The following is a 19,384-nucleotide window of genomic DNA, read 5'->3' on the forward strand; positions in this document are numbered from 1 at the left end:
GACGGTTTGCAAAGGAAGAGATTCATGACAATGCGTGTTGCGGTGCTGGTTGCCGTAAGTTTTTTTGCCGCTCAAACGGCTTTTGCCGGGCAGTGTGGTTACGCTTATTGCTGGGGGGCGGTGGCCATTGGAGACAATGGTGCGTGGGGTTGGGCCCATAGCCACTATTCTGAGCAGAACGCGATCAATGCCTTACAGAGTGAGTGCAAAGGCAATTGTGACAACGTGCACACCTTCTACAACACCTGTGGCGCGATTGCGAAGGCGCCTGCGGGCAATTGGGGCTTTGGCACTGGTGGCACACGGGAAAGTGCGGAATATTCGGCATTGGCCTATTGTGCGCAATATGGCGATGGCTGTGCTGTGAAGGCTTGGGCTTGCTCGCCGTAGGCTTGCGCTACGCGCGGTGAGGCTCTACTCCCTTTGCCAAAGACGATGGCAGGGACATGGCCAAGAAAGCAGCCAAACCAAAGCCCAAGACAAAGGGCACCAAGAAGACAGCCGAGGCTGCGAAAGCTGGCGTGTTTAAGCGGCAGTGGGTGCGGCTGCGTTATTGGTGGCGGCGGGTTTTGATGTGGGCGGTGTCGCTGTTTATCTTCTCGATCCTGATATTCATCGTGATCAATCCACCTTTCACCTGGACCATGGTGGGCGAAAAACGCCGGCTTGGTCAGGTGGATTATCAGTGGGTGCCTTTAGAGCAGATTGCCCCAGTGATGCGGCGCTCTGTGGTGGCGGCGGAAGATGCCAACTTCTGCCTGCATTGGGGGTTTGATGTTGAGGCCATTCGTGACGCGATTGCCGAAGGCGCAGGCCGGGGCGCGAGCACAATCAGCCAACAGACCGTGAAAAACGTCTATTTCTGGCAAGGGCGCAGTTGGCCGCGCAAGGCGCTGGAAACGCTGATGACGCCGTTGGTGGAAATGACCTGGAGCAAGCGGCGCATTTTGGAAGTCTATCTGAACGTGGCCGAATTTGACGAAGGTGTGTTTGGCGTGGAGGCGGCGGCGCGGCATTACTTTGGGGTTGGGCCGGAAGATTTGACCCCGGTGCAGGCGGCGCGATTGGCTGCGGTCTTGCCAAACCCCAAAGAACGCTCCGCCAGTAAGCCCTCGGCGTCGCTCAGACGACGGTCTTCGGCCATTCTCGACGGCGCGGCCACGATACGCGGAGAGTCGCGTGCGGCGTGTTTTGCGGATTGAAATATGCGCAGGGGCAAGGCATTGAAGGACAAAGCCCAATAACATTGTGATCCTGCTGATGAACCGTCTGTTCCATGTGCCGCTGTCCCCGTTTTGCCGCAAGGTGCGCCTGATGATGGGCGAAAAGCGGCTTGAAGTGGAGTTGGTTGAAGAACGCTATTGGGAGCAGGATCCTGATTTCCTGCGCCGCAATCCGGCAGCGAAAGTGCCGGTGCTGAAGATGGACGGCAAGATGATGGCGGACAGCAATGCCATCTGTGAATACCTGGAAGAGAAATATCCGGATCCAGCGCTCATGCCGCGTGATCCGGATGGGCGCTATGAGGTGCGGCGTCTGGTGGCGTGGTTTGATGACAAGTTCCACAATGAGGTGACCTCAAAGCTGCTGTATGAGCGGGTCAATCGCAAGCTGATGGGCACCGGATATCCAGACAGTAAAAATGTGAAAGCCGGGGCCAAGGCGATCAAATACCATCTCGACTATATGCATTGGCTGCTCGACCATCGCCGCTGGTTGGCGGGGGATGTGATGACCATGGCGGATTTCACCGCAGCGGCGCATTTGAGTGCGTTGGATTATATCAGTGACGTGGATTGGAACCGCTCCGCTGTGGTCAAAGATTGGTATGCCACCATCAAATCACGTCCGGCGTTCCGCGCTGTGCTGGCAGATCAGGTGCCCGGCTTCCCGCCGCCTGCGCATTATGCTGACCTGGATTTCTGATCGCGGGCGCTGGCAAGGGGGCTGTCTGCCCCCTCGGCCTGACGGCCTCACCCCCGAGGATATTTTGGGAATGAGAAAGCGGGAGTGTCATGGCGGATGATCTGACCACCCGCATGAAGGCGGAAGCGGTGGCCATGGGCTTTGATCTGGCCAAAGTGTGCCGACCGGATGCGGTGGGACATGTGGCGGCGGGCTTGGACGGGTTTTTGGCCAAAGATTACCACGGGCAGATGCAGTGGCTGGAGGCGCGCAAGCATTGGCGCTCTGACCCGTCGGTGCTGTGGCCGGAGGCGCGGTCAGTGATTGTGTTGGGCGAAAGCTATACACCGGAGCACGATCCCACAGCGGTGCTTGATCAGGCAGATCGGGCGGCAATTTCGGTTTATGCGCAGAACCGTGACTACCATGACACGGTGAAAAAGCGGCTCAAACGTTTGGCGCGGTGGCTGATTGCGGAGACCAGCCCGGAGACCGAGGTGAAGGTGTTTGTCGACACCGCGCCGGTGCCGGAGAAGCCGTTGGGCCAGGCGGCGGGGCTGGGCTGGCAGGGCAAACATACCAATCTGGTGAGTCGTGATTTGGGGTCCTGGTTCTTTATTGGCTCCGTGTTCACGACGCTGGAATTGGAGACTGATCAGGCAGAAATTGATCATTGTGGATCGTGTCGCTCCTGTTTGGATGCCTGTCCAACAGACGCCTTTCCGGCGCCCCATCGGATTGATGCGCGGCGGTGTATTTCTTACCTGACCATTGAGCATCATGGACCGGTTGATGAGGACTTGCGGGGCCTGTTGGGCAACCGGATTTATGGCTGTGATGATTGCTTGTCGGCCTGTCCTTGGAACAAGTTTGCCCAGGATGCGCGGGAGATGAAGTATCACGCGCGCGATGATTTGCTGGCCCCAAAACTGGCGGACCTGGCTTTGTTGGAAGATGCTGAGTTTCGCACGTTTTTCTCTGGGTCTCCGATCAAGCGCATTGGGCGCAATCGGTTTGTGCGCAATGTGCTGTATGCGATTGGTAACTCCGGAGAGGGCGCCTTGAAAGAGGTTGCGCAGGGGCTGTGTGACGATGAGGATGCCGCGGTGGCGGACGCGGCACGTTGGGCGGTGCAGAGGCTGTCGTGATGCGGGACGGGGCGGTGGATCAGGTCACGCTCTGTGGCTTTCAGGAGAGCATCTACACCCAGGTGGTGATGATGGCGCTGGTCGCAAAAGGCGTGGCGTTTGATCTCAAGCGAGACAATCCATTTGAGGCGGGACCGTCCGGACCCCATCCGTTTGCCCGGGTGCCGGTGCTGCAACATGGCGACTTTGCGATCTATGAGACCGCTGCCATCACCCGCTATGTGGATCGGGCGTTTGTCGGCATTTCGCTGGTGCCCGGCGATTCTGCGGGTCTGGCGCGCATGGATCAGGTGATCGCGATTGCCGACAACTACGCCTATTGGCCGATGGTGCGGCGGGCCTATGCCCATGGGGTGGTGCGCAAGCAGGCTGGGATCGATTGGGATAAATCACAGGTAAAGGACGGTTTGCAGGCGGCGGAACCAGTACTGAAGGTGCTGGATGAGATGGCCCGCGAGGGCGAGGTGCTCAACGGCTTGCGGATTTCTCTGGCGGATTGCCAGTTGGCACCGATGGTGGCGGCCTTTGCGCAACTGCCCAAGGGGCGCAAGATGGTTGCGCAGTTTTCGGCGCTGTCCTGTTGGCTGGAGTGGGTGAGCCAGAGCCGGGCGTTTCGACAGGCTGTTGGGATCTAAGGGCAGCGCGCAGGGATCCTGCACGCTGCGTGAGACATTTGCTTACCCGTTGCGTTTGGGCAGGACCCAATCGGGGCGGGCGAAGTGGCAGGTGTAGCCGCCGACGTTCTTTTCCAGATAGTCCTGGTGATACTCTTCCGCCTGCCAGAAATCGCAGGCCGGTTCGACCTCGGTCACCACTTTGCCGGGCCAGAGACCGGAGGCGTCGACATCCTTGATGGTGTCCTCGGCCACCGCCTTTTGATCCGCATCGGTGTAGTAAATTGCAGAGCGATAGGAGGTGCCACGGTCGTTGCCCTGACGGTTGGGCGTGGTGGGATCGTGAATCTGGAAGAAGAACTCCAAAAGCTTGCGGTATGAGGTTTTGGCGGGATCAAAAGTGATCTCGATTGCCTCGGCGTGGGTGCCATGGTTTTCATAGGTCGCATTTGACACGTCGCCACCGGTGTAGCCGACGCGGGTGGCCAAAACCCCGTCCATTTTGCGGATCAGATCTTCCATGCCCCAGAAACAGCCACCGGCCAGTACTGCACGTTCGCTCATTGGTCGATCTCCTCTACTTGGTCAAGATAGGCGCCATATCCTTCGGCTTCCATATCGTTGCGGTGCACAAACCGCAGGGAGGCGGAGTTGATGCAATAGCGCAGCCCGCCACGGTCCTGTGGACCGTCGGGAAAGACGTGGCCAAGATGGCTGTCGCCGTGTTTGGAACGCACTTCGGTGCGGATCATGCCGGCAGTAGCGTCGTGGTGTTCGGTGACGTGGGCGGTCTCGATGGGCTTGGTGAAGCTGGGCCAGCCGCAGCCGCTTTCATATTTGTCGGAGCTGGCAAACAGCGGCTCGCCGGAGACCACATCGACATAGATGCCGGGCTCTTTGTTGTACAAGAGCTTGCCGGAGCCGGGGCGTTCGGTGCCGTTTTCCTGAGTGACCCAGAATTGCTCGTCCGTGAGGGTGGCGATCACATCGGTGTCGCGGGTGTATTTGGTCATGCGCGTCTCCTTCGCTGATCTCAAAGTGGGGATCAGGGTTCTGATGTCAGGCATATGGGAGGAGACAGGGGTTTGAAAAGGGGGGATCACGCCAGCGTGTCGCAGTGCAACATTTGGCGTGATCTGGATTGGTTAGGCTGTGGCGGCGGTGAGAGCCGTGTCCAGCAGATCTTTGATCTTGGATTTACTGGTGCCTGCGACGATGCGGCCAAGTTCTCGGTCGCCTTTGAGCACCACCAAAGTGGAGCGGCGTGGGATTTTTAGGGTGCGGGCCAGCTCGGAGTTGCTGTGTTGGTCCCAGTCGACATTGATGAAGGTGATGGCGTCGCCGTAGGCGGGATTGGACTGTTTGAGCGCATTGATGGCGCGTTCCTGGGCGGCGCAGGTAGTGCACCAGTCGGTTTTGAAATCCAGAAAGACGGTGTCACCAGCGGCGAGGTGTTTTTTCACGAGACCCGGGGTGTAGTCGGTGGCGGCGCGGGCAGCCATGGGGAAGGCCAGCGTAGCGGCAGCGGAGGCAAGGAAAGTGCGACGGTGCATGAGGGGAACTCCTTTTAAAGGGCAACAGAGAGATCGAGCAGCCATGGGGGCAGGATACCCAAGAGCCAGATTTCGATCATGTGGTGGACATTGAAAAACAGCGCGAGGCCGGTGAGGAAGAAGACGCCCCCAAGGATAGGGCGGGATTTGGCGGCGATGGCGCGCAGGGTGGCTTGGTGTTTTCCAAGGGCCGAGCGGGCGCCGTAGCCGAGGCCGAGGATCAGCGTGGAGACACCGGCGGCAAAGGCGATCATGATGATAGTGGCGTGGGTGAGGCTTTCGCCTTGGGACGCCAGAGCGATGGCACCGCCCAGCGTTGGGCCGATGCAGGGGGACCAGACGAGGCCGAGGAGCAGGCCACCGAGGAATTGGCCCTGAAGGCTGGTGTGGTCCACGGTGTTGAGCGTGCTGTCTGCGGAGGCGGCGACGCCTGCGGTGGCGGTGGTGAAGGCGTTGGAAAATTGCGGGACCAGAAGAACGGCGCCAAAGCCCATCATCAGGACAGCGCCCGCTTTTGAGAGCGTGTCCGGTGTCAGGCCGATGGCGTGGCCAAAGACGGTCACGGCCATGCCAAACACCACAAAGCTGAGGCTCATGCCGAGGGCCAAGGCGGCAGGGCCGTGGCGCGAGGCTTGCAGCGCGCTGGTCAGCACGATGGGCAAAACCGGCACCACACAGGGGTTGATCAGGGTCAGAAGACCCGCGCCATATGCAAAGAGGTATTCCATGGTCCTCTTGTGCCAAGGGCGGTGGGAACTGTCATGTCAAAGAGTGGTGACGCGGGATCACTTGGCCGTGTGTGATTGTTTCGAAAGCTGGACGGCGAGGATGCCTGCGCAGATCACTGCGACGCCGACGATGTCCCAGAAGCCGAGCCGTTCTCCGAGGATCATGGCGGCGATTGCGACGCCGAAGAAGGGGTTGAGGAAGTGGAAGGTGGCGGCTTTCACCGCGCCGATGCGGGCCACCAGTGCGAACCAGATCCAGGTGGCGAAAAGGCCCGGCGCGAGGATGGTGTAAATGAAAGCAGTCAGCATTTTGGGGTTCCAGTTGACCGTCCAGGTTTCGAAAATCAGCGATGCGACGAAAAGCGTGATCGCGCCGACGTACATTTGCAGGCCGACTATCATGATCAGGTTGCCGCCGGAGGAGGCGTTGCGCACGGCGAGGGTGGCGATGGCCAAGGCCAACGCGCCGATGACACAGAGCAGGACGCCGAAGAGGTCGACGCCGTTGCTCAAACGACCCGCCATGATCAGAAGCACCCCGCCAAAGCCGACGATGAGGCCGATGGTGCCCATGGGGCTGAGCTTCTCGCCTTTGACGGCCCAGCCGAGCAGGGCGACAATCAAGGGCATTGTGGAGGCGATGATCGACGCGAGCGAGGCTTCAATGGTGGTCATCGCGGTGAAGTTTAGGCCCAAATAAAGTGCGTTTTGGCAGAGGCCAAAGATGATGGTGGCGCGCCATTGGGCGGGTGTCAGGTGCCAGGATTGCCCCAAGGCGCGGGCGATGATCACGCCGATGGTGCCGGCGATGGCAAAGCGCAGCGAGGAGATCATCAGCGGCGAGGCGTCGGCCACAATGATGCGCGCGGAGGTGAAGGCAGAGGACCAGATCAGGGCAAAGAGCAGCCCCATGCCAAGTGCGCGGATGTCCATGGTGCCTGCCTCAAGTGGTTGCTTTGTGAAGATGTTCGCTGGCGCGATGTAAACGCAACGGCAAGCGGGCTGCAAGCGGTGGTTTTGAGGTCAGGCTTTGGCGCGTTTGAGCAGGCCGCGCAGACTCCGGCGGCGGCGTTGCCGTTTTTCCGGATCAAGCGGGAAAAAGGCGTCCACCACGATGTAGGCGATTAGCACAAAGATCAGCGCGTTGCCGATTTGCACAAGGCGGTCGATCATTTTTACATCTGCATCATCGCCAAAAGGCGCTATGGAGCCGCCAAACAAGATCACTGTGGTGGTAAGCGCGGTGCCGCCCATGGAGGCGTCGGGCCGGTCTGAGATGAACCAGTAGGACAGCAGGAAGGCGGCAACGGTGAAAACCAGTAAGGCGGTGAGCATCAGAGGGGCGATGACGGTCAGCTCGTAGCAGGCGATTGAGACCAAGCCGCCAATGAAGTTTGCCTTCATCATGTTTTTGGCCACTACAGGGCCTGCGGCAGTTGCGGCAGAGAGCTGCTGTGACAGGATGGCCACGAACAACAGTGTGACCAGCGCGCCGCTACCAATCAGGTAGAAGTAGATCGCAAAGGGAATGGTGACCAGCGACATGCGCAGGACCAGCCGATTGGGGTCGTAGTGCGGCGCGGCAGGTTTGGCGGCAGCTGCGGCACCTTGCGGCGTGGGTGGGAAGAAGTGGAACATCGCCACGGTCCAGAGCCACGCGAGCACGAGGTTCAGGGGGATCCAGATCACCAAGATCAGCGCGAGGTCTTGGGAGGTGAGCACCAGAGTTGGCAGCATCAATGCCGCCATGAGAGCCAGCACCACGCTCAGCATGCCTGCGCCTTTGGTGGACCAATAGAAACAGGTGGCCACAGCGAGTGCGAGGGCCATGAGGAAGGCCACGGGGTAAGGCGCAAGTGCGGTGGAGAACACCCAGGACGCCACCAGAAACACCACCGCCTGCCGGAACAATGTGCGGATGGCGATGGGCGGCATCGGGCCGGGGGCTTGTAAGAACAGCACCACAAACACGGTGCAGATTGTGGCCAGAGGCCAGCCGATCAGGATGGCGAGCGCAAAGCTGCCGGACACGCCGGTTGCCAAGCGCAGGCCACGCCGCTCTAGGGCTGGATCGACCTCAATAGGCATAAGACAGCCAGGACACCATTTTGATGTACACACGGCCCACCAGATTCAGGAAGGCGTTGTCGTTAGTGTAGACAATCACATCGGCCTGTCCGTTCACGTTAAACCGCACGTCGTCGGTTTCGTCACCTTCGGTGTAGCCGGGCAGGATGATGCGCAGGGCGAAGCGTTGCGGATCGCGCAGCCAGCCATTGGCGCGCGGGATTTCTGTGGCCTCCCCCGGTTTGCTTTTGGTGCCGTCCGAACTTGCGGCGCTGAGGCTGGCCACCTCACCTTTGAAGATTTTGCCAGGGTGCATGTCGAGCACCACATCCACCGGATCGCCTATCTTGACGTTGCCAAGGTTGTTTTCGGTCAGATAGGCCTCGACCCAGACGTTGCTGGCGTCGATGAAGGTCATCAGGCTTTGGCCGGATTTGGCGTAGTTGCCCTCGGCGATGTCCAGATCCGAGAGCACACCGCGGGCGGGGGCTTCAAGTTCTGTCCAGCTGAGTTTTAGTTCGGCGTCGGCCAGTTTGGCCAAGGCGGCTTGAATGCGGGGGTTGTCGGCGCCGGTGCTGCCAAGCGCTTTTTTCTCGCTTTCAAGGTTTGCCTCCGCTTGATCCAACTCTGCTTCCGCATCCGCCAAGAGGCGTCTGGATTCGTCGGCTTTAGCAATGGCCACCAAACCCTTTTTCTCTAGATCAAACACACGGGCGGATTGCAGGCGTTCGGTTTCCAGATCCGTTTGCGCGCGGGTGACGCGGGCTTGGGCACTGCTGACGTCCGCGCTGTCAGCCCCCACGTCTTGCGTGGCGCGCTCCAAATCGGCTTCGGCGCTTTGCTTCTGGATCTCAAACTGTCGTGGATCGATGCGGGCAATCACTGTGCCCGCTTCGACAATTTCGCCATTGCCGGCGTTGATTTCAATCACCGTGCCGGACACCTGTGGGGTGACCGGCGTGATGATCGCTTTCACGCGGGCGTTGGAGGTAAACGGCGTGATGCGATCAGCCGCAAGATACCAGGACACCACTATGAAGAGGAGAGCGAGGATGCTCCAGAACGTGCGCTTCATTGGCGGGCTTCCTCTAACGCTTCGGCATCCGCTTCGATTTCCTCAGCCACGTCGGCCTCCATCCAGGCAACCACAAGTTCGTAGAACACGGACAGGATCACCGGACCAATGAAGATACCGATCAGGCCACCGGACAATACGCCGCCAATCACGCCTACCAAGATCACGAGAATGGGCGTGTTGAGGCCTTTGGCGATGAAGATCGGACGCAGGAAATTGTCCATTAACATCAGGGGAATCATGATGGCGGTGAACAAAAGGGCTGCGCCTGTGCCCATGGAGCCCCAAGCCCAGATCACCAGAGGAATCACAACGATCGTTGGTCCCACTTGAATGATGCCAAGGATAAGGACGACAACGGCCAATGGCCCCGCAGCCTCGATGCCAAACAGCACCATTACAACACCCATGAGACCTGCTTGGATTGCAGCCACGCCAAGCACGCCGCGAGACACGTTGCGCACGGTGGCGGCGGCCATTTCGACAAATTCACCCCCTTTGGGGGCAAAGACTCGGTTGCCAAATTTCTGCACCATGTCGCCAAGCTTTGGCCCCGGCGACAGCATCATGCCCATCACAATCACAGAAAGCGCCATGGCCAGCAATTGGAAGCTGAGCCCCGCGACCGCCCCGCCTATGGTGGAGGCAAAACCCAACACCACATCGCCGTAGCGCTCCAAAGCAAGGGCAAGGTTGTTGTTGAACAGGTTCCAGATTTCGGTGGCCTTGGGGCCAACAAGGGCGAGTTCGTTTAACCCTTCGGGGGCTGGTGGTAGATCAAGCTTGCCAGTTTGAAGTTTGTCGCTGAGCTCATTGAAGTGGGCAAAAAAGCTGCTCACCGAGGCCCAGAGCGGGCCAATCGTCAGGCCGAGACCCAATAGCGTGATGAGGGTGGATGCCCAGCCACGGCGCCCGCCAAGTTTGTTAGAAAGCCAGTCAAACAGGGGGTAAATCGCCACTGCGAGTATGATGGCCCAGACCACAATGCCGGAGAGCGGCAAGATGATGGTGAAGGCGGCAAAAGCAAAGACGCCCAGAAACAGAAGGCGAATGCCCAAGTCAATCAATCGTCGTTCATCCATCGCAAAGTCCTTCCCAAATTGTTCAAATTCCGCGTAGGCTGGCCGAGTATTTATGGCTTATGCGGTTGTTATGACGGCATCTTTGCACAGCCTTAGGTGATTTGAGGACAAAAAAATGAACAGCGGAAGCGAAATGACGGTGTCTGAGAGCTTTTTTCAGAAACACAGGTGGTCCATCCTGTTGGGTTTGTTGGTTTCATTGATGTTGCTGGATGGATTGGATGATCGCTTCGGTTGGGCCAGTACAGCTGGATTGTGGGGGATGAGCTTTTTGTTTCTGGGGGTCGTCGGCGCAACCGAGCGGAATACGTTTTTGCGCGTCACCATGGCGGTGCCGGTGATGGCCTGGTTTGTATTGCTGATCATGGCAGAGTTTTTGGGCATGTCCGTGAACGGCGGGATGTATGCTTTGGCGGCAATCATGCTGTTTGGCTCGATGATCATCAGTTTTCGACAGCTGTTTGCGCCGGTGCATTCGGAATATGAGCGGTTGTCCAGCGGAGTGTTTGGCTATCTGTTGATCGCGATGTTGTGGGGCTTGGCCTATTGGCGGATTGAAGCGGCCTATCCGGGGTCGTTCAACATGCCGGAGGATATTGCGGGGCAGAAGGCCGGGTTTGTGTATTTCTCGATGATCACCATGACCACGGTGGGCTACGGCGAGATCACCCCGGCGGCGAGCCTGACGCGCATGTTGACGGGTATGCAGGCTATTGTGGGCACAATGTTTGTCGCAATCTTCATTGGCCGCATCGTGGGGCGTTTGAAATGACGGATGTCACGGCGCAGATCACCTGGGTTTACACCGAGACATTGGATGCAGCGGCGGGGTTCTATCGCGATGTTTTGCGCCTGCCAGTGGTGCGTGATGCGGGCAGTGCGTTGATCTTTGAGACCGCGCCGGGGGCACGGTTGGGGTTGTGTGAGGCCTTTGATGGGCGGATTGTGGAGCCCAAAGGCGGTATGATCACGCTGTTGGTTGCCGACCGCGGGGCGGTGGATGACTGGTATCGGCGGGTGACGGAGGCGGGTGCGACTGTGCGCGGCGCGCCGGAGGTTTTGGAGCGCTTCGGGATCTACAGTTTCTTTTGCGAAGACCCGAATGGCTATCAGGTTGAGGTGCAGTGCTTTTTGGATGAGGCGCCGCAGTAATCAGGTCATGCCAAAAGCGTTTCCCTTGTTAAGAGAGTGTGGCTTTGGCGAGGCTAAGAGCCGCAATTACTCTGTGCAATCTTTCCCCTTGGCGGCAATGACGCTAAAGGTGCGGTGAAACGGGAGTTGCCGCATGTCGATGAATAGCTTTGGACATCTTTTTCGCGTCACCACTTGGGGTGAGAGCCACGGGCCTGCGCTGGGCGCGACGGTGGATGGGTGCCCTCCGGGGGTGCCGGTGGATGAGGCGATGTTGCAGCAGTGGCTGGACAAGCGTCGCCCTGGTCAAAACAAAAACACCACACAGCGCAACGAGCCGGACGCGGTGAAGATCCTGTCCGGTGTGTTTGAGGGCAAGACCACGGGCACGTCCATCCAGCTGATGATCGAAAACACCGATCAGCGCAGCCGTGATTATGGTGAGATCAGTCAGACCTTCCGTCCGGGGCATGCGGACATCACCTATCACATGAAATACGGCAACCGCGACTATCGTGGCGGCGGGCGTAGCTCTGCCCGCGAAACAGCCGCGCGAGTGGCCGCCGGTGGTATTGCGCGGGAAGCGATCAAGGCGATTGCGCCCAATCTTGAGATCAAAGGTTACATGACCAAGATGGGCGCGATGGAGATTGATCGCGAGAACTTCCATTGGGACGCGATTGACCGCAATGATTTCTGGATTCCACAGAGTGCCGACGTGGCGCAAAAGTGGGAAGACTACCTGCAAAAGCTGCGCAAAGAGCACGACAGTGTTGGTGGCGTGGTCGAGGTTGTGGCGCGCAATGTGCCCGCCGGGATTGGCGCGCCGATCTATAGCAAGCTTGATACCGATCTGGCGGCGGCGATGATGTCGATCAACGCCGTGAAAGGCGTGGAGATTGGCGAAGGCATGGCGGCGGCGGGGCTGAAAGGCTCTGAGAATGCCGATGAGATTTTCATGGGTAATGACGGCCAGCCGGTGTTTTCGTCCAACCACGCAGGCGGCATTTTGGGCGGTATTTCCACCGGTCAGGATGTTGTGGTGCGTTTTGCTGTGAAACCGACAAGTTCGATCCTCACCCCGCGTAAGTCGATCCGGATTGATGGCAGCCCAACCGAGGTGATCACCAAGGGCCGGCATGACCCCTGTGTCGGTATTCGCGCGGTGCCCGTAGGTGAGGCGATGATGGCCTGTGTTATTCTGGATCATTTGCTGCTGCATCGTGGTCAGGTTGGCGAAAACCAAGGCAAGATTGGCTGATGCTGGACAGCGTTGATCTGAGCGACCTGAGAGCGGCTCTGCGCTCGGAAGCGGCGGAGCGCATGGCGCAGGACAGCGCGCATGATCTGGCGCATTTGGATCGGGTTTGGACCGCGGCGCAGGCGTTGTCAGAGGCAGAGGGGGGCGCCGATTTGCGGGTGCTGCTCGGGGCGAGTTATCTGCATGATCTGGTGAACCTGCCCAAGGATTCGCCGCACCGCGCGCGGGCCAGTACCATGGCAGCGGGTGCAGCGGCGCCGATTTTACGCAGTCATGGCTTTACCAATCACGAGGTGGCCGCGGCGCAGCATGCCATTGCCACGCATAGTTTCTCCGCTGGCTTGAAGCCTAAGTCATTGGAAGCGCGAATTTTGCGGGATGCGGACCGGCTGGACGCGCTAGGCGCGATTGGCATTGCGCGCACCTTTGCCGTTGGCGGGGCTTTGGGGCGGGCGCTTTATGATGAGGATGACCCGTTTGCTGAGCATCGGGATTTGGATGACGGCGCCTGGGCATTGGATCATTGGCCGGTGAAGCTGTTCCGGTTGCCGGAGGATATGCAGACCGTGGCCGGGAAAATGACCGCCGAAGAACGGGTGGCGGAGATGCGGGCCTATGCGCAGGTTTTGGCGGGTGAGTTGGGTCGTGACTTGCCAGAAAGCTGGGCGTAAGCGCCTTAGCCTTGGGGTGTGATACCAGGGCGGGCTTTGCCGCGTTGCAGACCCAGTTGACGTTCCCGCCAGATAATCAGGATGCCGGCTGAGATGACGATTGCTGCACCAACAAGCATTTGCGGCGTTGGGATTTCTGAGAACCAGACGTAGCCGATCACAATCGCAAACAACATCGCCACATAGTCAAACGGGGCCACCACAGACGCGGGTGCAAACCGGTAACATGATGTCAGCATGATTTGCGCCACACCGCCAATGAGGCCAGCGGTGACCAGAAGCGCGGCCTGTTCCCAGGTTGGGATGACCCAGCCAAACGGCAGGGTGAGCAGCGATAGGCAGGAGGCGGTGAGTGAGAAGTAGAACACAATCGCCGAGGTCTGGTCCGTCTGCACCAGCTTGCGGATGTGGATTTGCGCCAAGGCTCGAAACAGAGCAGAACCCAGCACCAGCATGACGCCAACTGTGGCCATGGCGGAGGCCTGATCCGCGTCAAAGATGGTCAGGCGCGGCCAGAGCACCACCGTCACGCCAATCAGACCAATGCCAACAGCCGTCAGGCGGAAGGCGCGGACCTCTTCGCCCAGAAACATGGCGGCAAAGATCACGGTCATTAGCGGTGCGGCAAAGCCAATGGCGGTAACTTCGGGCAGGGGCAGCAGGCCGAGCGCGGCGAAGTTCATGGCCATGGATGTGGTACCAATCACCCCACGCCAGACATGGCCCATGGCGTTGGTCACGCGCAGGCCTTGCGGCATTTCTCCGCGCTGTAGGAGCCAGATGAAGATCACAAACAAGGCGAAGAAAGACCGAAAGAAGACAGCTTGGCCAGCGGGCACTTCATCAGCGGTGGCTTTGATCAGCGCGGCCATGACGGAGAAGAGCGCAATAGCTGTGATCTTGAAGGCAATGCCTTTGAGCGGTTGCATGGGATGTCCGAAAATTGGGGTTGGCCGGACTGTGGCGCAGGGGCGCAGGAATGACAAGGTGGGCTTGATCTTTGGCGGGGGAGCGGGAAAGGTCCGTGCCAAATACGGAGGGGCCGCCATGTATCAGGACAACTATTTGATTGCCGCGTTAAGCGCATCCGCCGAAGGGCGTGGGCGTGAGGTGTTTGCCGAGGTGCCGGGGCAAGATCCGGTGACTTTCGGCGGGCTGTTTGCCGGAGCGGAGCGCATGGCGGCGGCTTTGGTATCACAGGGGGTGCAACCGGGAGACCGCGTGGCGGTGCAGGTGGAAAAGACGATTGAGGCGATCCAGCTCTATCTCGGCACGGTCATGGCGGGTGGCGTGTTTTTGCCGTTGAACACGGCCTATACGACCTCTGAGGTGGCCTATTTTCTTGGCGATGCCAAGCCGCGTGTTGTGGTCTGTGATCCGACTAAGGCGGAGGAGATCACCCCGATTGCCGAAGACGCAGCGGTGCTGACGCTGGATGGGGCTGGGCAGGGCAGCCTGGCCGATCTGGCGGATGGGCAAACAGGGTTTGAGCCGGTTGCGCGGGGGGCGGATGATCTGGCGGCGATCCTCTATACCTCGGGCACAACGGGGCGCTCCAAAGGGGCGATGTTGAGCCATGATAACCTGCTGTCCAACTCTGAAACGCTGCGCGACTACTGGCGCTTCACCAGAGACGACGTGCTGATCCACGCCTTGCCGATCTTCCACACCCACGGGCTGTTTGTGGCGACCAATGTGGCTTTGTTGTCCGGGGCGTCGGTGGTGTTTCTGGCGAAGTTTGATGCGGATGCGATTTTGGAGGCCATGCCCAAGGCGAGCAGCCTGATGGGTGTGCCAACCTTCTACACGCGGCTTTTGAAAGACGCGCGGCTGACCAAAGAGCAAGCGGCCAATATGCGGCTGTTCATTTCCGGCTCTGCCCCGCTTTTGGTGGACACGCATGAGCAATGGGAAGCGCGCACGGGCCATCGCATTCTGGAGCGCTACGGCATGACCGAAACCAATATGAGCACGTCCAATCCCTATGAGGGAGAGCGGCGGGCTGGCACGGTGGGCTTCCCGTTGCCGGGTGTTGCGGCGCGTATTTGTGCGGATGGTGTTCAGGTGGCGCAAGGCGAGATTGGCGTGCTCGAAGTGCGCGGGCGCAATGTCTTCCAAGGCTATTGGCAGATGCCGGAGAAGACAGCGGAGGAGCTATTGCCAGATGGGTGGTTCATCACGGGCGATTTGGCCAAGGTCGATGCGGATGGTTATGTGACCATCGTAGGGCGCTCCAAGGATCTGGTGATCACTGGCGGGTTCAACGTGTACCCCAAAGAAATCGAGGCGCTGATTGATGATCTTGATGGCGTGCTGGAAAGCGCGGTCATAGGCGTGTCACATGCGGATTTTGGCGAAGCGGTGGTGGCCGTGGTGGTGCGTTCTGATCCAACGCTGACAGAGACGCAGGTGAGTGAGCCGTTGGCCAAGAGTCTGGCCAAGTTCAAACAGCCGAAACAGGTGATCTTCTTGCCCGAGTTGCCACGCAACACCATGGGAAAGGTCCAGAAAAAAGCGCTGCGCGAGAGCTACGCGGAGTTGTTTTCCTAAACCTGGCCCTTCATTTGACCAAAAATATCCCGGGGTGGGCCCATCGAAGATGGGACAGGGGCAGCGCCCCTCAGAAAGCAAAACGGGGGCCAAATGGCCCCCGCTTCTGTTTGACTGTCAGCCGTCTTACGCGCGCACCAGCTTCTCATAAGATTCCGCGATGTCGCGGGTGATGTCGCCAACCTCAAAAGTGTAGTCGCCAATCTGGCCCACTGGGGTGACTTCGGCAGCAGTGCCGGTCAGCCAGCATTGTTCAAAATCCGCCATTTCTTCGGGCATGATGTGACGCTCGATCACGGTGATGCCTTTGTCCTTGAGCATGCCAATTACGGTCTGACGGGTGATGCCATTCAGGAAACTGTCCGGCAGCGGGGTGTGCACTTCGCCATCTTTCACAAAGAAGATGTTGGCGCCGGTCGCTTCAGCCACGTACCCACGGTAGTCCATGAACAGCGCGTCAGAGCAGCCTTTGGCCTCTGCCTTGTGCTTGGAGATGGTGCAGATCATGTAGAGACCTGCGGCCTTGGCGTGGACCGGGATGGTTTCCGGGCTTGGGCGTTTCCATTCTGCAATGTCGAGCTTGGCGCCCTGCATTTTGGCGTCGCCGTAATACGCGCCCCAGGCCCAAACGGCGATGGCAACACGGACAGGGTTGGCCGCAGAGGCAACCCCCATGTCGTCCCCGGAGCCACGCCAGACAACCACGCGTACATAGGCGTCTTTCAGGCCGGACTTCTTCAGGGTTTCCTGCTTGGCCGCTTCCAACTCGTCCAGCGAGATTGGCATTGGCATGTCCAGCGATTCCGCGGATTTGAACAGGCGCTCGTTGTGCTCGCGGCTTTTGAAAATCTTGCCGTTGTAGGCGCGTTCACCTTCAAAGACCGAGCTGGCATAGTGCAGAGCATGGCTCAGGACGTGCACCTTGGCCTCGCGCCAATCCACAAATTCGCCATCCATCCAGATGACGCCGTCACGATCGTCATATGCACCAGCCATGGTCGTTCCTTTCGCTTTCCAAAATGCGTTCAGTTTTTCATTTGTTGCGCACCATATGGCCGAACCGGTCATAAAATTGCGCAAAACCTGCGATTCGCTATCAGTTAGCGCTTGGAGTGTCAACAAAGCTGACGTATTGTGACGGTCAAACCCGTCAATTGTGATGTTGGGAGGCCAAATGAGCGATCCAATTCGGAGTGAGAACCTGCTGTATCTCACCGATGAGCAGCTCCGGCAGGGCATTGAGGCGATGTATTTTGCCTATAGGGGGTTTACGGCGGACCCGGACCGAATCCTTGAGAGCATGGCCTATGGCCGCGCGCATCACCGGGCAATCCACTTCATCAACCGCGCACCGGGCACCACGGTGACCAACTTGCTCGACATTTTGGGCGTGACCAAACAGTCACTCAATCGTGTGTTGCGCACATTGATTGAAGACGGGCTTGTGGAAAGTCGTGTGGGCACGTCGGATCGCCGGGAGCGGAACCTGTTTCTCACTGAAGCGGGCACGGCCCTTGAGCACCGTTTGTCAGATTCACAGCGCGCACGGATGCGCACGGCGTTTCGGGAAGCAGGTCCAGAGGATGTGGCCGGGTTTCGGCGGGTGCTTGAGGCGATGATGGAAGGCGAAATGAAGCGACAGTATAGATCCTTGCGCGAGTCAGGCAAATGAAAGACATCGCGCCTCACCTACTGATTGTGGATGATGACGAACGCATTCGGGAGCTTCTGCGGAAGTTTTTGATGCGCAATGGGTTTCTGGTGTCAGCGGCCCGCGATGCGGCGCATGCGCGGCGGATTCTGTCTGGTCTGGATTTTGATCTGATTGTGCTGGACGTGATGATGCCGGGCGAAGATGGCATGAGCCTGACCCGTGGCATTCGCGAGACCTCGCAGACGCCGGTTTTATTGCTAACCGCCAAAGGGGAAACCGAAGATCGGATTGCCGGACTTGAGGCGGGGGCAGATGACTATCTTGCCAAACCGTTTGAGCCAAAAGAGCTGCTCCTGCGCATCAACGCGATCCTGCGGCGCATGCCGGAGGTTGATGAGGCGTCCACGGTGCCCAAGGTGCTGCATCTGGGTGGCATTCGCTACGATATCGATCGGGGCGAGATGTGGCAGGGCGAGGAGCCTGTGCGGCTGACCGCAACCGAAAGCCAGTTGATGAAGATTTTCTCCAAGACGCCGGGTGAAGCCGTGAGCCGGGGCAAGTTGGTCGAAGAGCTGGGTCGCGACAAAGGCCAAGCGCAGGAGCGGGCGGTGGATGTGCAGATCACCCGTTTGCGGCGCAAACTCGAAGAAGATCCGAAGCAACCGCGCTACCTGCAGACCGTGCGCGGGGCGGGGTACATGCTGGCGCCGGATTGATCCGGCCGCGTAGCAAGCGCGACATATAGAATTGGGGGGGGATGGCATGGCCACAGCGTTGTTCAGTCACGAAAGTTCGTTGAATCACCAAACGCCGCCAGGCCACGCGGAGCAGGTTGCGCGGATCGAGCATATTCAGACAGCTTTGAAGGCGGCCAAGTTCGACGGGTTGGATCGGCGCGAGGCGCCAGAGTGTTCGGACGCGGATATTCTGTTGTGCCATCCGAAAAGCCATCTGGAGGCCATCACAGCGGCAGAGCCGGAGAGTGGCATCATTGCGTTGGATGAGGACACACATATGTCGCCCGGCTCAACACTGGCGGCGCGGTACGGGGTTGGCGGGTGTCTGGCGGCTGTGGATGCGGTGTTGGCCGGTGAGGTGGGCAACGCCTTCGTGGCCTGCCGTCCGCCAGGGCACCATGCGGAGCAAAGTAAGCCGATGGGTTTTTGTCTGTTTGGCACGGCGGCCATTGCGGCCAAACATGCGCTGGAGCGCCATGGGTTAAGCCGGGTGGCGGTGGTAGATTTTGATGTGCACCACGGCAACGGCACGCAGGCATTGTTGTGGGATGAGCCCCGCAGCTTGTTCATTGGCAGTCATCAGAACCCTCTTTGGCCGGGCACCGGTATGCCGGAGGAAACTGGCGCACAGAACAATGTGATGAACTTGCCGTTGCCGCCGCACAGTGATGGGCGGCTGATGCGAGCGACTTATGAGGCGCAGGTGTTTCCCGCGTTGGAGGCGTTTCAGCCGGAGTTGTTGATCCTGTCTGCGGGCTTTGATGCCCACAAAAATGATCCCCTGGCGCAGTTGGAATGGAGTGAGGATGATTTTGTCTGGCTGACGCAGAAGCTTTGTGATGTGGCGGACCAACATTGTAACGGGCGCGTGGTCTCGACTTTGGAAGGTGGATATGATCTGAACGCTTTGGCAGCGTCGGTGGCGGCGCATGTCGGGGTTTTGATGGAGAGAGCCAAATGAGTGACACACCTGTGGAAGAGATGAGCTTTGAAGCGGCGATGCGCGAGCTGGAACAGGTTGTGGGCCAGTTGGAGCGTGGTGACGTGGAGCTGGAGAAATCCATTGCGTTGTATGAGCGCGGGGCCGCGTTGAAAGCCCGCTGTGAGGCGAAGCTCAAAGAGGCCGAAGAAAAGGTCGCGGCGATCACATTGGATGGCAATGGCACCCCGGCCGGTTTGACACCGGTTGAGGGCATGTAAGCGTCCCT

Annotated in this window: 24 protein-coding genes; 14 read left to right on the forward strand and 10 right to left on the reverse strand. The window is 59.1% G+C overall.

What is annotated here, in order from left to right; translation table 11 throughout:
- Positions 1 to 24 precede the first annotated feature (24 nt).
- The 5 genes from Q0955_RS07890 (at position 25) to Q0955_RS07910 (ending at position 3,688) form a co-directional block, all read left to right on the forward strand.
- Positions 25 to 390, forward strand: a complete 366-nt coding sequence (locus Q0955_RS07890; protein ID WP_299422712.1) for a DUF4189 domain-containing protein — start codon at positions 25 to 27, stop codon at positions 388 to 390.
- A gap of 56 nt (positions 391 to 446) precedes the next feature.
- Positions 447 to 1,202, forward strand: a complete 756-nt coding sequence (mtgA, locus tag Q0955_RS07895; protein WP_299422715.1) for a monofunctional biosynthetic peptidoglycan transglycosylase — start codon at positions 447 to 449, stop codon at positions 1,200 to 1,202.
- A gap of 58 nt (positions 1,203 to 1,260) precedes the next feature.
- Positions 1,261 to 1,926 carry a glutathione S-transferase family protein gene (locus Q0955_RS07900; RefSeq protein WP_299422719.1) on the forward strand — a complete coding sequence of 222 codons (666 nt, stop codon included), beginning with the start codon at positions 1,261 to 1,263 and terminating at the stop codon, positions 1,924 to 1,926.
- An 89-nt stretch (positions 1,927 to 2,015) separates the two neighbouring features.
- A complete protein-coding gene (queG, locus tag Q0955_RS07905; RefSeq protein ID WP_299422721.1) occupies positions 2,016 to 3,053 on the forward strand; it encodes a tRNA epoxyqueuosine(34) reductase QueG in 1,038 nt (345 codons plus the stop codon).
- Complete coding sequence (locus Q0955_RS07910) at positions 3,053 to 3,688, forward strand: glutathione S-transferase family protein (protein ID WP_299422724.1); 636 nt, start codon at positions 3,053 to 3,055, stop codon at positions 3,686 to 3,688. The genes queG and Q0955_RS07910 overlap by 1 nt, the downstream gene beginning before the upstream one ends.
- 42 nt (positions 3,689 to 3,730) lie before the next feature.
- On the opposite strand, the gene msrA is transcribed toward Q0955_RS07910, so the two are convergent.
- From msrA to Q0955_RS07950, 8 genes are all read right to left on the reverse strand, one after another.
- Positions 3,731 to 4,231, reverse strand: a complete 501-nt coding sequence (gene msrA, locus Q0955_RS07915; protein ID WP_299422727.1) for a peptide-methionine (S)-S-oxide reductase MsrA — start codon at positions 4,229 to 4,231, stop codon at positions 3,731 to 3,733.
- Entirely contained in the window at positions 4,228 to 4,680 is a 453-nt protein-coding gene (gene msrB / locus Q0955_RS07920; protein WP_299422729.1) for a peptide-methionine (R)-S-oxide reductase MsrB, read from the reverse strand. The genes msrA and msrB overlap by 4 nt, the downstream gene beginning before the upstream one ends.
- Positions 4,681 to 4,812: 132 nt before the next feature.
- Complete coding sequence (locus tag Q0955_RS07925; protein WP_299422732.1) at positions 4,813 to 5,220, reverse strand: thioredoxin family protein; 408 nt, start codon at positions 5,218 to 5,220, stop codon at positions 4,813 to 4,815.
- A 14-nt stretch (positions 5,221 to 5,234) separates the two neighbouring features.
- Complete coding sequence (locus Q0955_RS07930) at positions 5,235 to 5,948, reverse strand: cytochrome c biogenesis protein CcdA (RefSeq protein WP_299422735.1); 714 nt, start codon at positions 5,946 to 5,948, stop codon at positions 5,235 to 5,237.
- 57 nt (positions 5,949 to 6,005) lie between these two features.
- Positions 6,006 to 6,881: a DMT family transporter gene (locus Q0955_RS07935; RefSeq protein ID WP_299422738.1), complete on the reverse strand. Its 876-nt coding sequence runs from the start codon at positions 6,879 to 6,881 to the stop codon at positions 6,006 to 6,008.
- A 90-nt stretch (positions 6,882 to 6,971) separates the two neighbouring features.
- Positions 6,972 to 8,036, reverse strand: a complete 1,065-nt coding sequence (locus Q0955_RS07940; protein ID WP_299422741.1) for a DUF2955 domain-containing protein — start codon at positions 8,034 to 8,036, stop codon at positions 6,972 to 6,974.
- On the reverse strand, positions 8,026 to 9,090 hold the full coding sequence (locus Q0955_RS07945) for an HlyD family secretion protein (RefSeq protein ID WP_299422744.1): 1,065 nt from the start codon (positions 9,088 to 9,090) through the stop codon (positions 8,026 to 8,028). The genes Q0955_RS07940 and Q0955_RS07945 overlap by 11 nt, the downstream gene beginning before the upstream one ends.
- Positions 9,087 to 10,172: an AI-2E family transporter gene (locus Q0955_RS07950; protein WP_299422747.1), complete on the reverse strand. Its 1,086-nt coding sequence runs from the start codon at positions 10,170 to 10,172 to the stop codon at positions 9,087 to 9,089. The genes Q0955_RS07945 and Q0955_RS07950 overlap by 4 nt, the downstream gene beginning before the upstream one ends.
- 115 nt (positions 10,173 to 10,287) lie before the next feature.
- Here Q0955_RS07950 and Q0955_RS07955 point away from each other — a divergent pair, with 115 nt between their 5' ends.
- The 4 genes from Q0955_RS07955 to Q0955_RS07970 all read left to right on the forward strand — a co-directional run bounded on the left by Q0955_RS07955 (position 10,288) and on the right by Q0955_RS07970 (position 13,235).
- Positions 10,288 to 10,944: a potassium channel family protein gene (locus Q0955_RS07955; RefSeq protein WP_299422750.1), complete on the forward strand. Its 657-nt coding sequence runs from the start codon at positions 10,288 to 10,290 to the stop codon at positions 10,942 to 10,944.
- Positions 10,941 to 11,324, forward strand: coding sequence for a VOC family protein (locus Q0955_RS07960; RefSeq protein ID WP_299422752.1), 384 nt, complete (start codon positions 10,941 to 10,943; stop codon positions 11,322 to 11,324). Before Q0955_RS07955 ends, Q0955_RS07960 begins: the two co-directional genes overlap by 4 nt.
- A 133-nt stretch (positions 11,325 to 11,457) precedes the next feature.
- The gene (gene aroC / locus Q0955_RS07965; protein WP_299422755.1) at positions 11,458 to 12,564 is read left to right on the forward strand and encodes a chorismate synthase; all 1,107 of its coding nucleotides are present in this window, start codon (positions 11,458 to 11,460) and stop codon (positions 12,562 to 12,564) included.
- Positions 12,564 to 13,235, forward strand: a complete 672-nt coding sequence (locus Q0955_RS07970) for an HD domain-containing protein (RefSeq protein WP_299422758.1) — start codon at positions 12,564 to 12,566, stop codon at positions 13,233 to 13,235. Before aroC ends, Q0955_RS07970 begins: the two co-directional genes overlap by 1 nt.
- 5 nt (positions 13,236 to 13,240) lie before the next feature.
- Here the strand turns inward: Q0955_RS07970 and Q0955_RS07975 are convergent, their stop codons facing one another.
- Positions 13,241 to 14,164, reverse strand: coding sequence for a DMT family transporter (locus Q0955_RS07975; RefSeq protein WP_299422761.1), 924 nt, complete (start codon positions 14,162 to 14,164; stop codon positions 13,241 to 13,243).
- Positions 14,165 to 14,282: 118 nt separating this feature from the next.
- Between Q0955_RS07975 and Q0955_RS07980 the strand changes: the two genes are divergently transcribed.
- Positions 14,283 to 15,785 carry a malonyl-CoA synthase gene (locus Q0955_RS07980; RefSeq protein WP_299423215.1) on the forward strand — a complete coding sequence of 501 codons (1,503 nt, stop codon included), beginning with the start codon at positions 14,283 to 14,285 and terminating at the stop codon, positions 15,783 to 15,785.
- 126 nt (positions 15,786 to 15,911) lie between these two features.
- Here the strand turns inward: Q0955_RS07980 and Q0955_RS07985 are convergent, their stop codons facing one another.
- Positions 15,912 to 16,781, reverse strand: a complete 870-nt coding sequence (locus Q0955_RS07985; protein ID WP_299422762.1) for a branched-chain amino acid aminotransferase — start codon at positions 16,779 to 16,781, stop codon at positions 15,912 to 15,914.
- Positions 16,782 to 16,959: 178 nt separating this feature from the next.
- Here Q0955_RS07985 and Q0955_RS07990 point away from each other — a divergent pair, with 178 nt between their 5' ends.
- From Q0955_RS07990 to Q0955_RS08005, 4 genes are read left to right on the forward strand one after another with little or no spacing between them, the layout of a single operon-like run.
- On the forward strand, positions 16,960 to 17,457 hold the full coding sequence (locus tag Q0955_RS07990) for a MarR family transcriptional regulator (RefSeq protein WP_299422765.1): 498 nt from the start codon (positions 16,960 to 16,962) through the stop codon (positions 17,455 to 17,457).
- On the forward strand, positions 17,454 to 18,155 hold the full coding sequence (locus tag Q0955_RS07995) for a response regulator (protein WP_299422767.1): 702 nt from the start codon (positions 17,454 to 17,456) through the stop codon (positions 18,153 to 18,155). Before Q0955_RS07990 ends, Q0955_RS07995 begins: the two co-directional genes overlap by 4 nt.
- Before the next feature lie 46 nt (positions 18,156 to 18,201).
- Positions 18,202 to 19,137, forward strand: a complete 936-nt coding sequence (locus Q0955_RS08000) for a histone deacetylase family protein (RefSeq protein ID WP_299422770.1) — start codon at positions 18,202 to 18,204, stop codon at positions 19,135 to 19,137.
- A complete protein-coding gene (locus Q0955_RS08005) occupies positions 19,134 to 19,376 on the forward strand; it encodes an exodeoxyribonuclease VII small subunit (protein ID WP_294229248.1) in 243 nt (80 codons plus the stop codon). Before Q0955_RS08000 ends, Q0955_RS08005 begins: the two co-directional genes overlap by 4 nt.
- The last annotated feature ends 8 nt before the right edge of the window (positions 19,377 to 19,384 follow it).

It is taken from the genome of uncultured Shimia sp. (assembly GCF_947493595.1).
GTDB lineage: Bacteria > Pseudomonadota > Alphaproteobacteria > Rhodobacterales > Rhodobacteraceae > Shimia.

Coding starts and splice junctions, on each gene's coding strand:
- Q0955_RS08000 (WP_299422770.1), top strand. CDS start 18,202: ATGGCCACAGCGTTGTTCAGTCACGAAAGTTCGTTGAATCACCAAACG.
- Q0955_RS07975 (WP_299422761.1), bottom strand. CDS start 14,164: ATGCAACCGCTCAAAGGCATTGCCTTCAAGATCACAGCTATTGCGCTC.
- Q0955_RS07985 (WP_299422762.1), bottom strand. CDS start 16,781: ATGGCTGGTGCATATGACGATCGTGACGGCGTCATCTGGATGGATGGC.
- Q0955_RS07890 (WP_299422712.1), top strand. CDS start 25: ATGACAATGCGTGTTGCGGTGCTGGTTGCCGTAAGTTTTTTTGCCGCT.
- queG (WP_299422721.1), top strand. CDS start 2,016: ATGGCGGATGATCTGACCACCCGCATGAAGGCGGAAGCGGTGGCCATG.
- Q0955_RS07935 (WP_299422738.1), bottom strand. CDS start 6,881: ATGGACATCCGCGCACTTGGCATGGGGCTGCTCTTTGCCCTGATCTGG.
- Q0955_RS07950 (WP_299422747.1), bottom strand. CDS start 10,172: ATGGATGAACGACGATTGATTGACTTGGGCATTCGCCTTCTGTTTCTG.
- Q0955_RS07980 (WP_299423215.1), top strand. CDS start 14,283: ATGTATCAGGACAACTATTTGATTGCCGCGTTAAGCGCATCCGCCGAA.
- Q0955_RS07925 (WP_299422732.1), bottom strand. CDS start 5,220: ATGCACCGTCGCACTTTCCTTGCCTCCGCTGCCGCTACGCTGGCCTTC.
- Q0955_RS07910 (WP_299422724.1), top strand. CDS start 3,053: ATGCGGGACGGGGCGGTGGATCAGGTCACGCTCTGTGGCTTTCAGGAG.
- Q0955_RS07955 (WP_299422750.1), top strand. CDS start 10,288: ATGAACAGCGGAAGCGAAATGACGGTGTCTGAGAGCTTTTTTCAGAAA.
- Q0955_RS07900 (WP_299422719.1), top strand. CDS start 1,261: ATGAACCGTCTGTTCCATGTGCCGCTGTCCCCGTTTTGCCGCAAGGTG.
- Q0955_RS07995 (WP_299422767.1), top strand. CDS start 17,454: ATGAAAGACATCGCGCCTCACCTACTGATTGTGGATGATGACGAACGC.
- Q0955_RS07990 (WP_299422765.1), top strand. CDS start 16,960: ATGAGCGATCCAATTCGGAGTGAGAACCTGCTGTATCTCACCGATGAG.
- Q0955_RS07960 (WP_299422752.1), top strand. CDS start 10,941: ATGACGGATGTCACGGCGCAGATCACCTGGGTTTACACCGAGACATTG.
- Q0955_RS08005 (WP_294229248.1), top strand. CDS start 19,134: ATGAGTGACACACCTGTGGAAGAGATGAGCTTTGAAGCGGCGATGCGC.
- Q0955_RS07945 (WP_299422744.1), bottom strand. CDS start 9,090: ATGAAGCGCACGTTCTGGAGCATCCTCGCTCTCCTCTTCATAGTGGTG.
- Q0955_RS07970 (WP_299422758.1), top strand. CDS start 12,564: ATGCTGGACAGCGTTGATCTGAGCGACCTGAGAGCGGCTCTGCGCTCG.
- msrB (WP_299422729.1), bottom strand. CDS start 4,680: ATGACCAAATACACCCGCGACACCGATGTGATCGCCACCCTCACGGAC.
- mtgA (WP_299422715.1), top strand. CDS start 447: ATGGCCAAGAAAGCAGCCAAACCAAAGCCCAAGACAAAGGGCACCAAG.
- msrA (WP_299422727.1), bottom strand. CDS start 4,231: ATGAGCGAACGTGCAGTACTGGCCGGTGGCTGTTTCTGGGGCATGGAA.
- Q0955_RS07940 (WP_299422741.1), bottom strand. CDS start 8,036: ATGCCTATTGAGGTCGATCCAGCCCTAGAGCGGCGTGGCCTGCGCTTG.
- Q0955_RS07930 (WP_299422735.1), bottom strand. CDS start 5,948: ATGGAATACCTCTTTGCATATGGCGCGGGTCTTCTGACCCTGATCAAC.
- aroC (WP_299422755.1), top strand. CDS start 11,458: ATGTCGATGAATAGCTTTGGACATCTTTTTCGCGTCACCACTTGGGGT.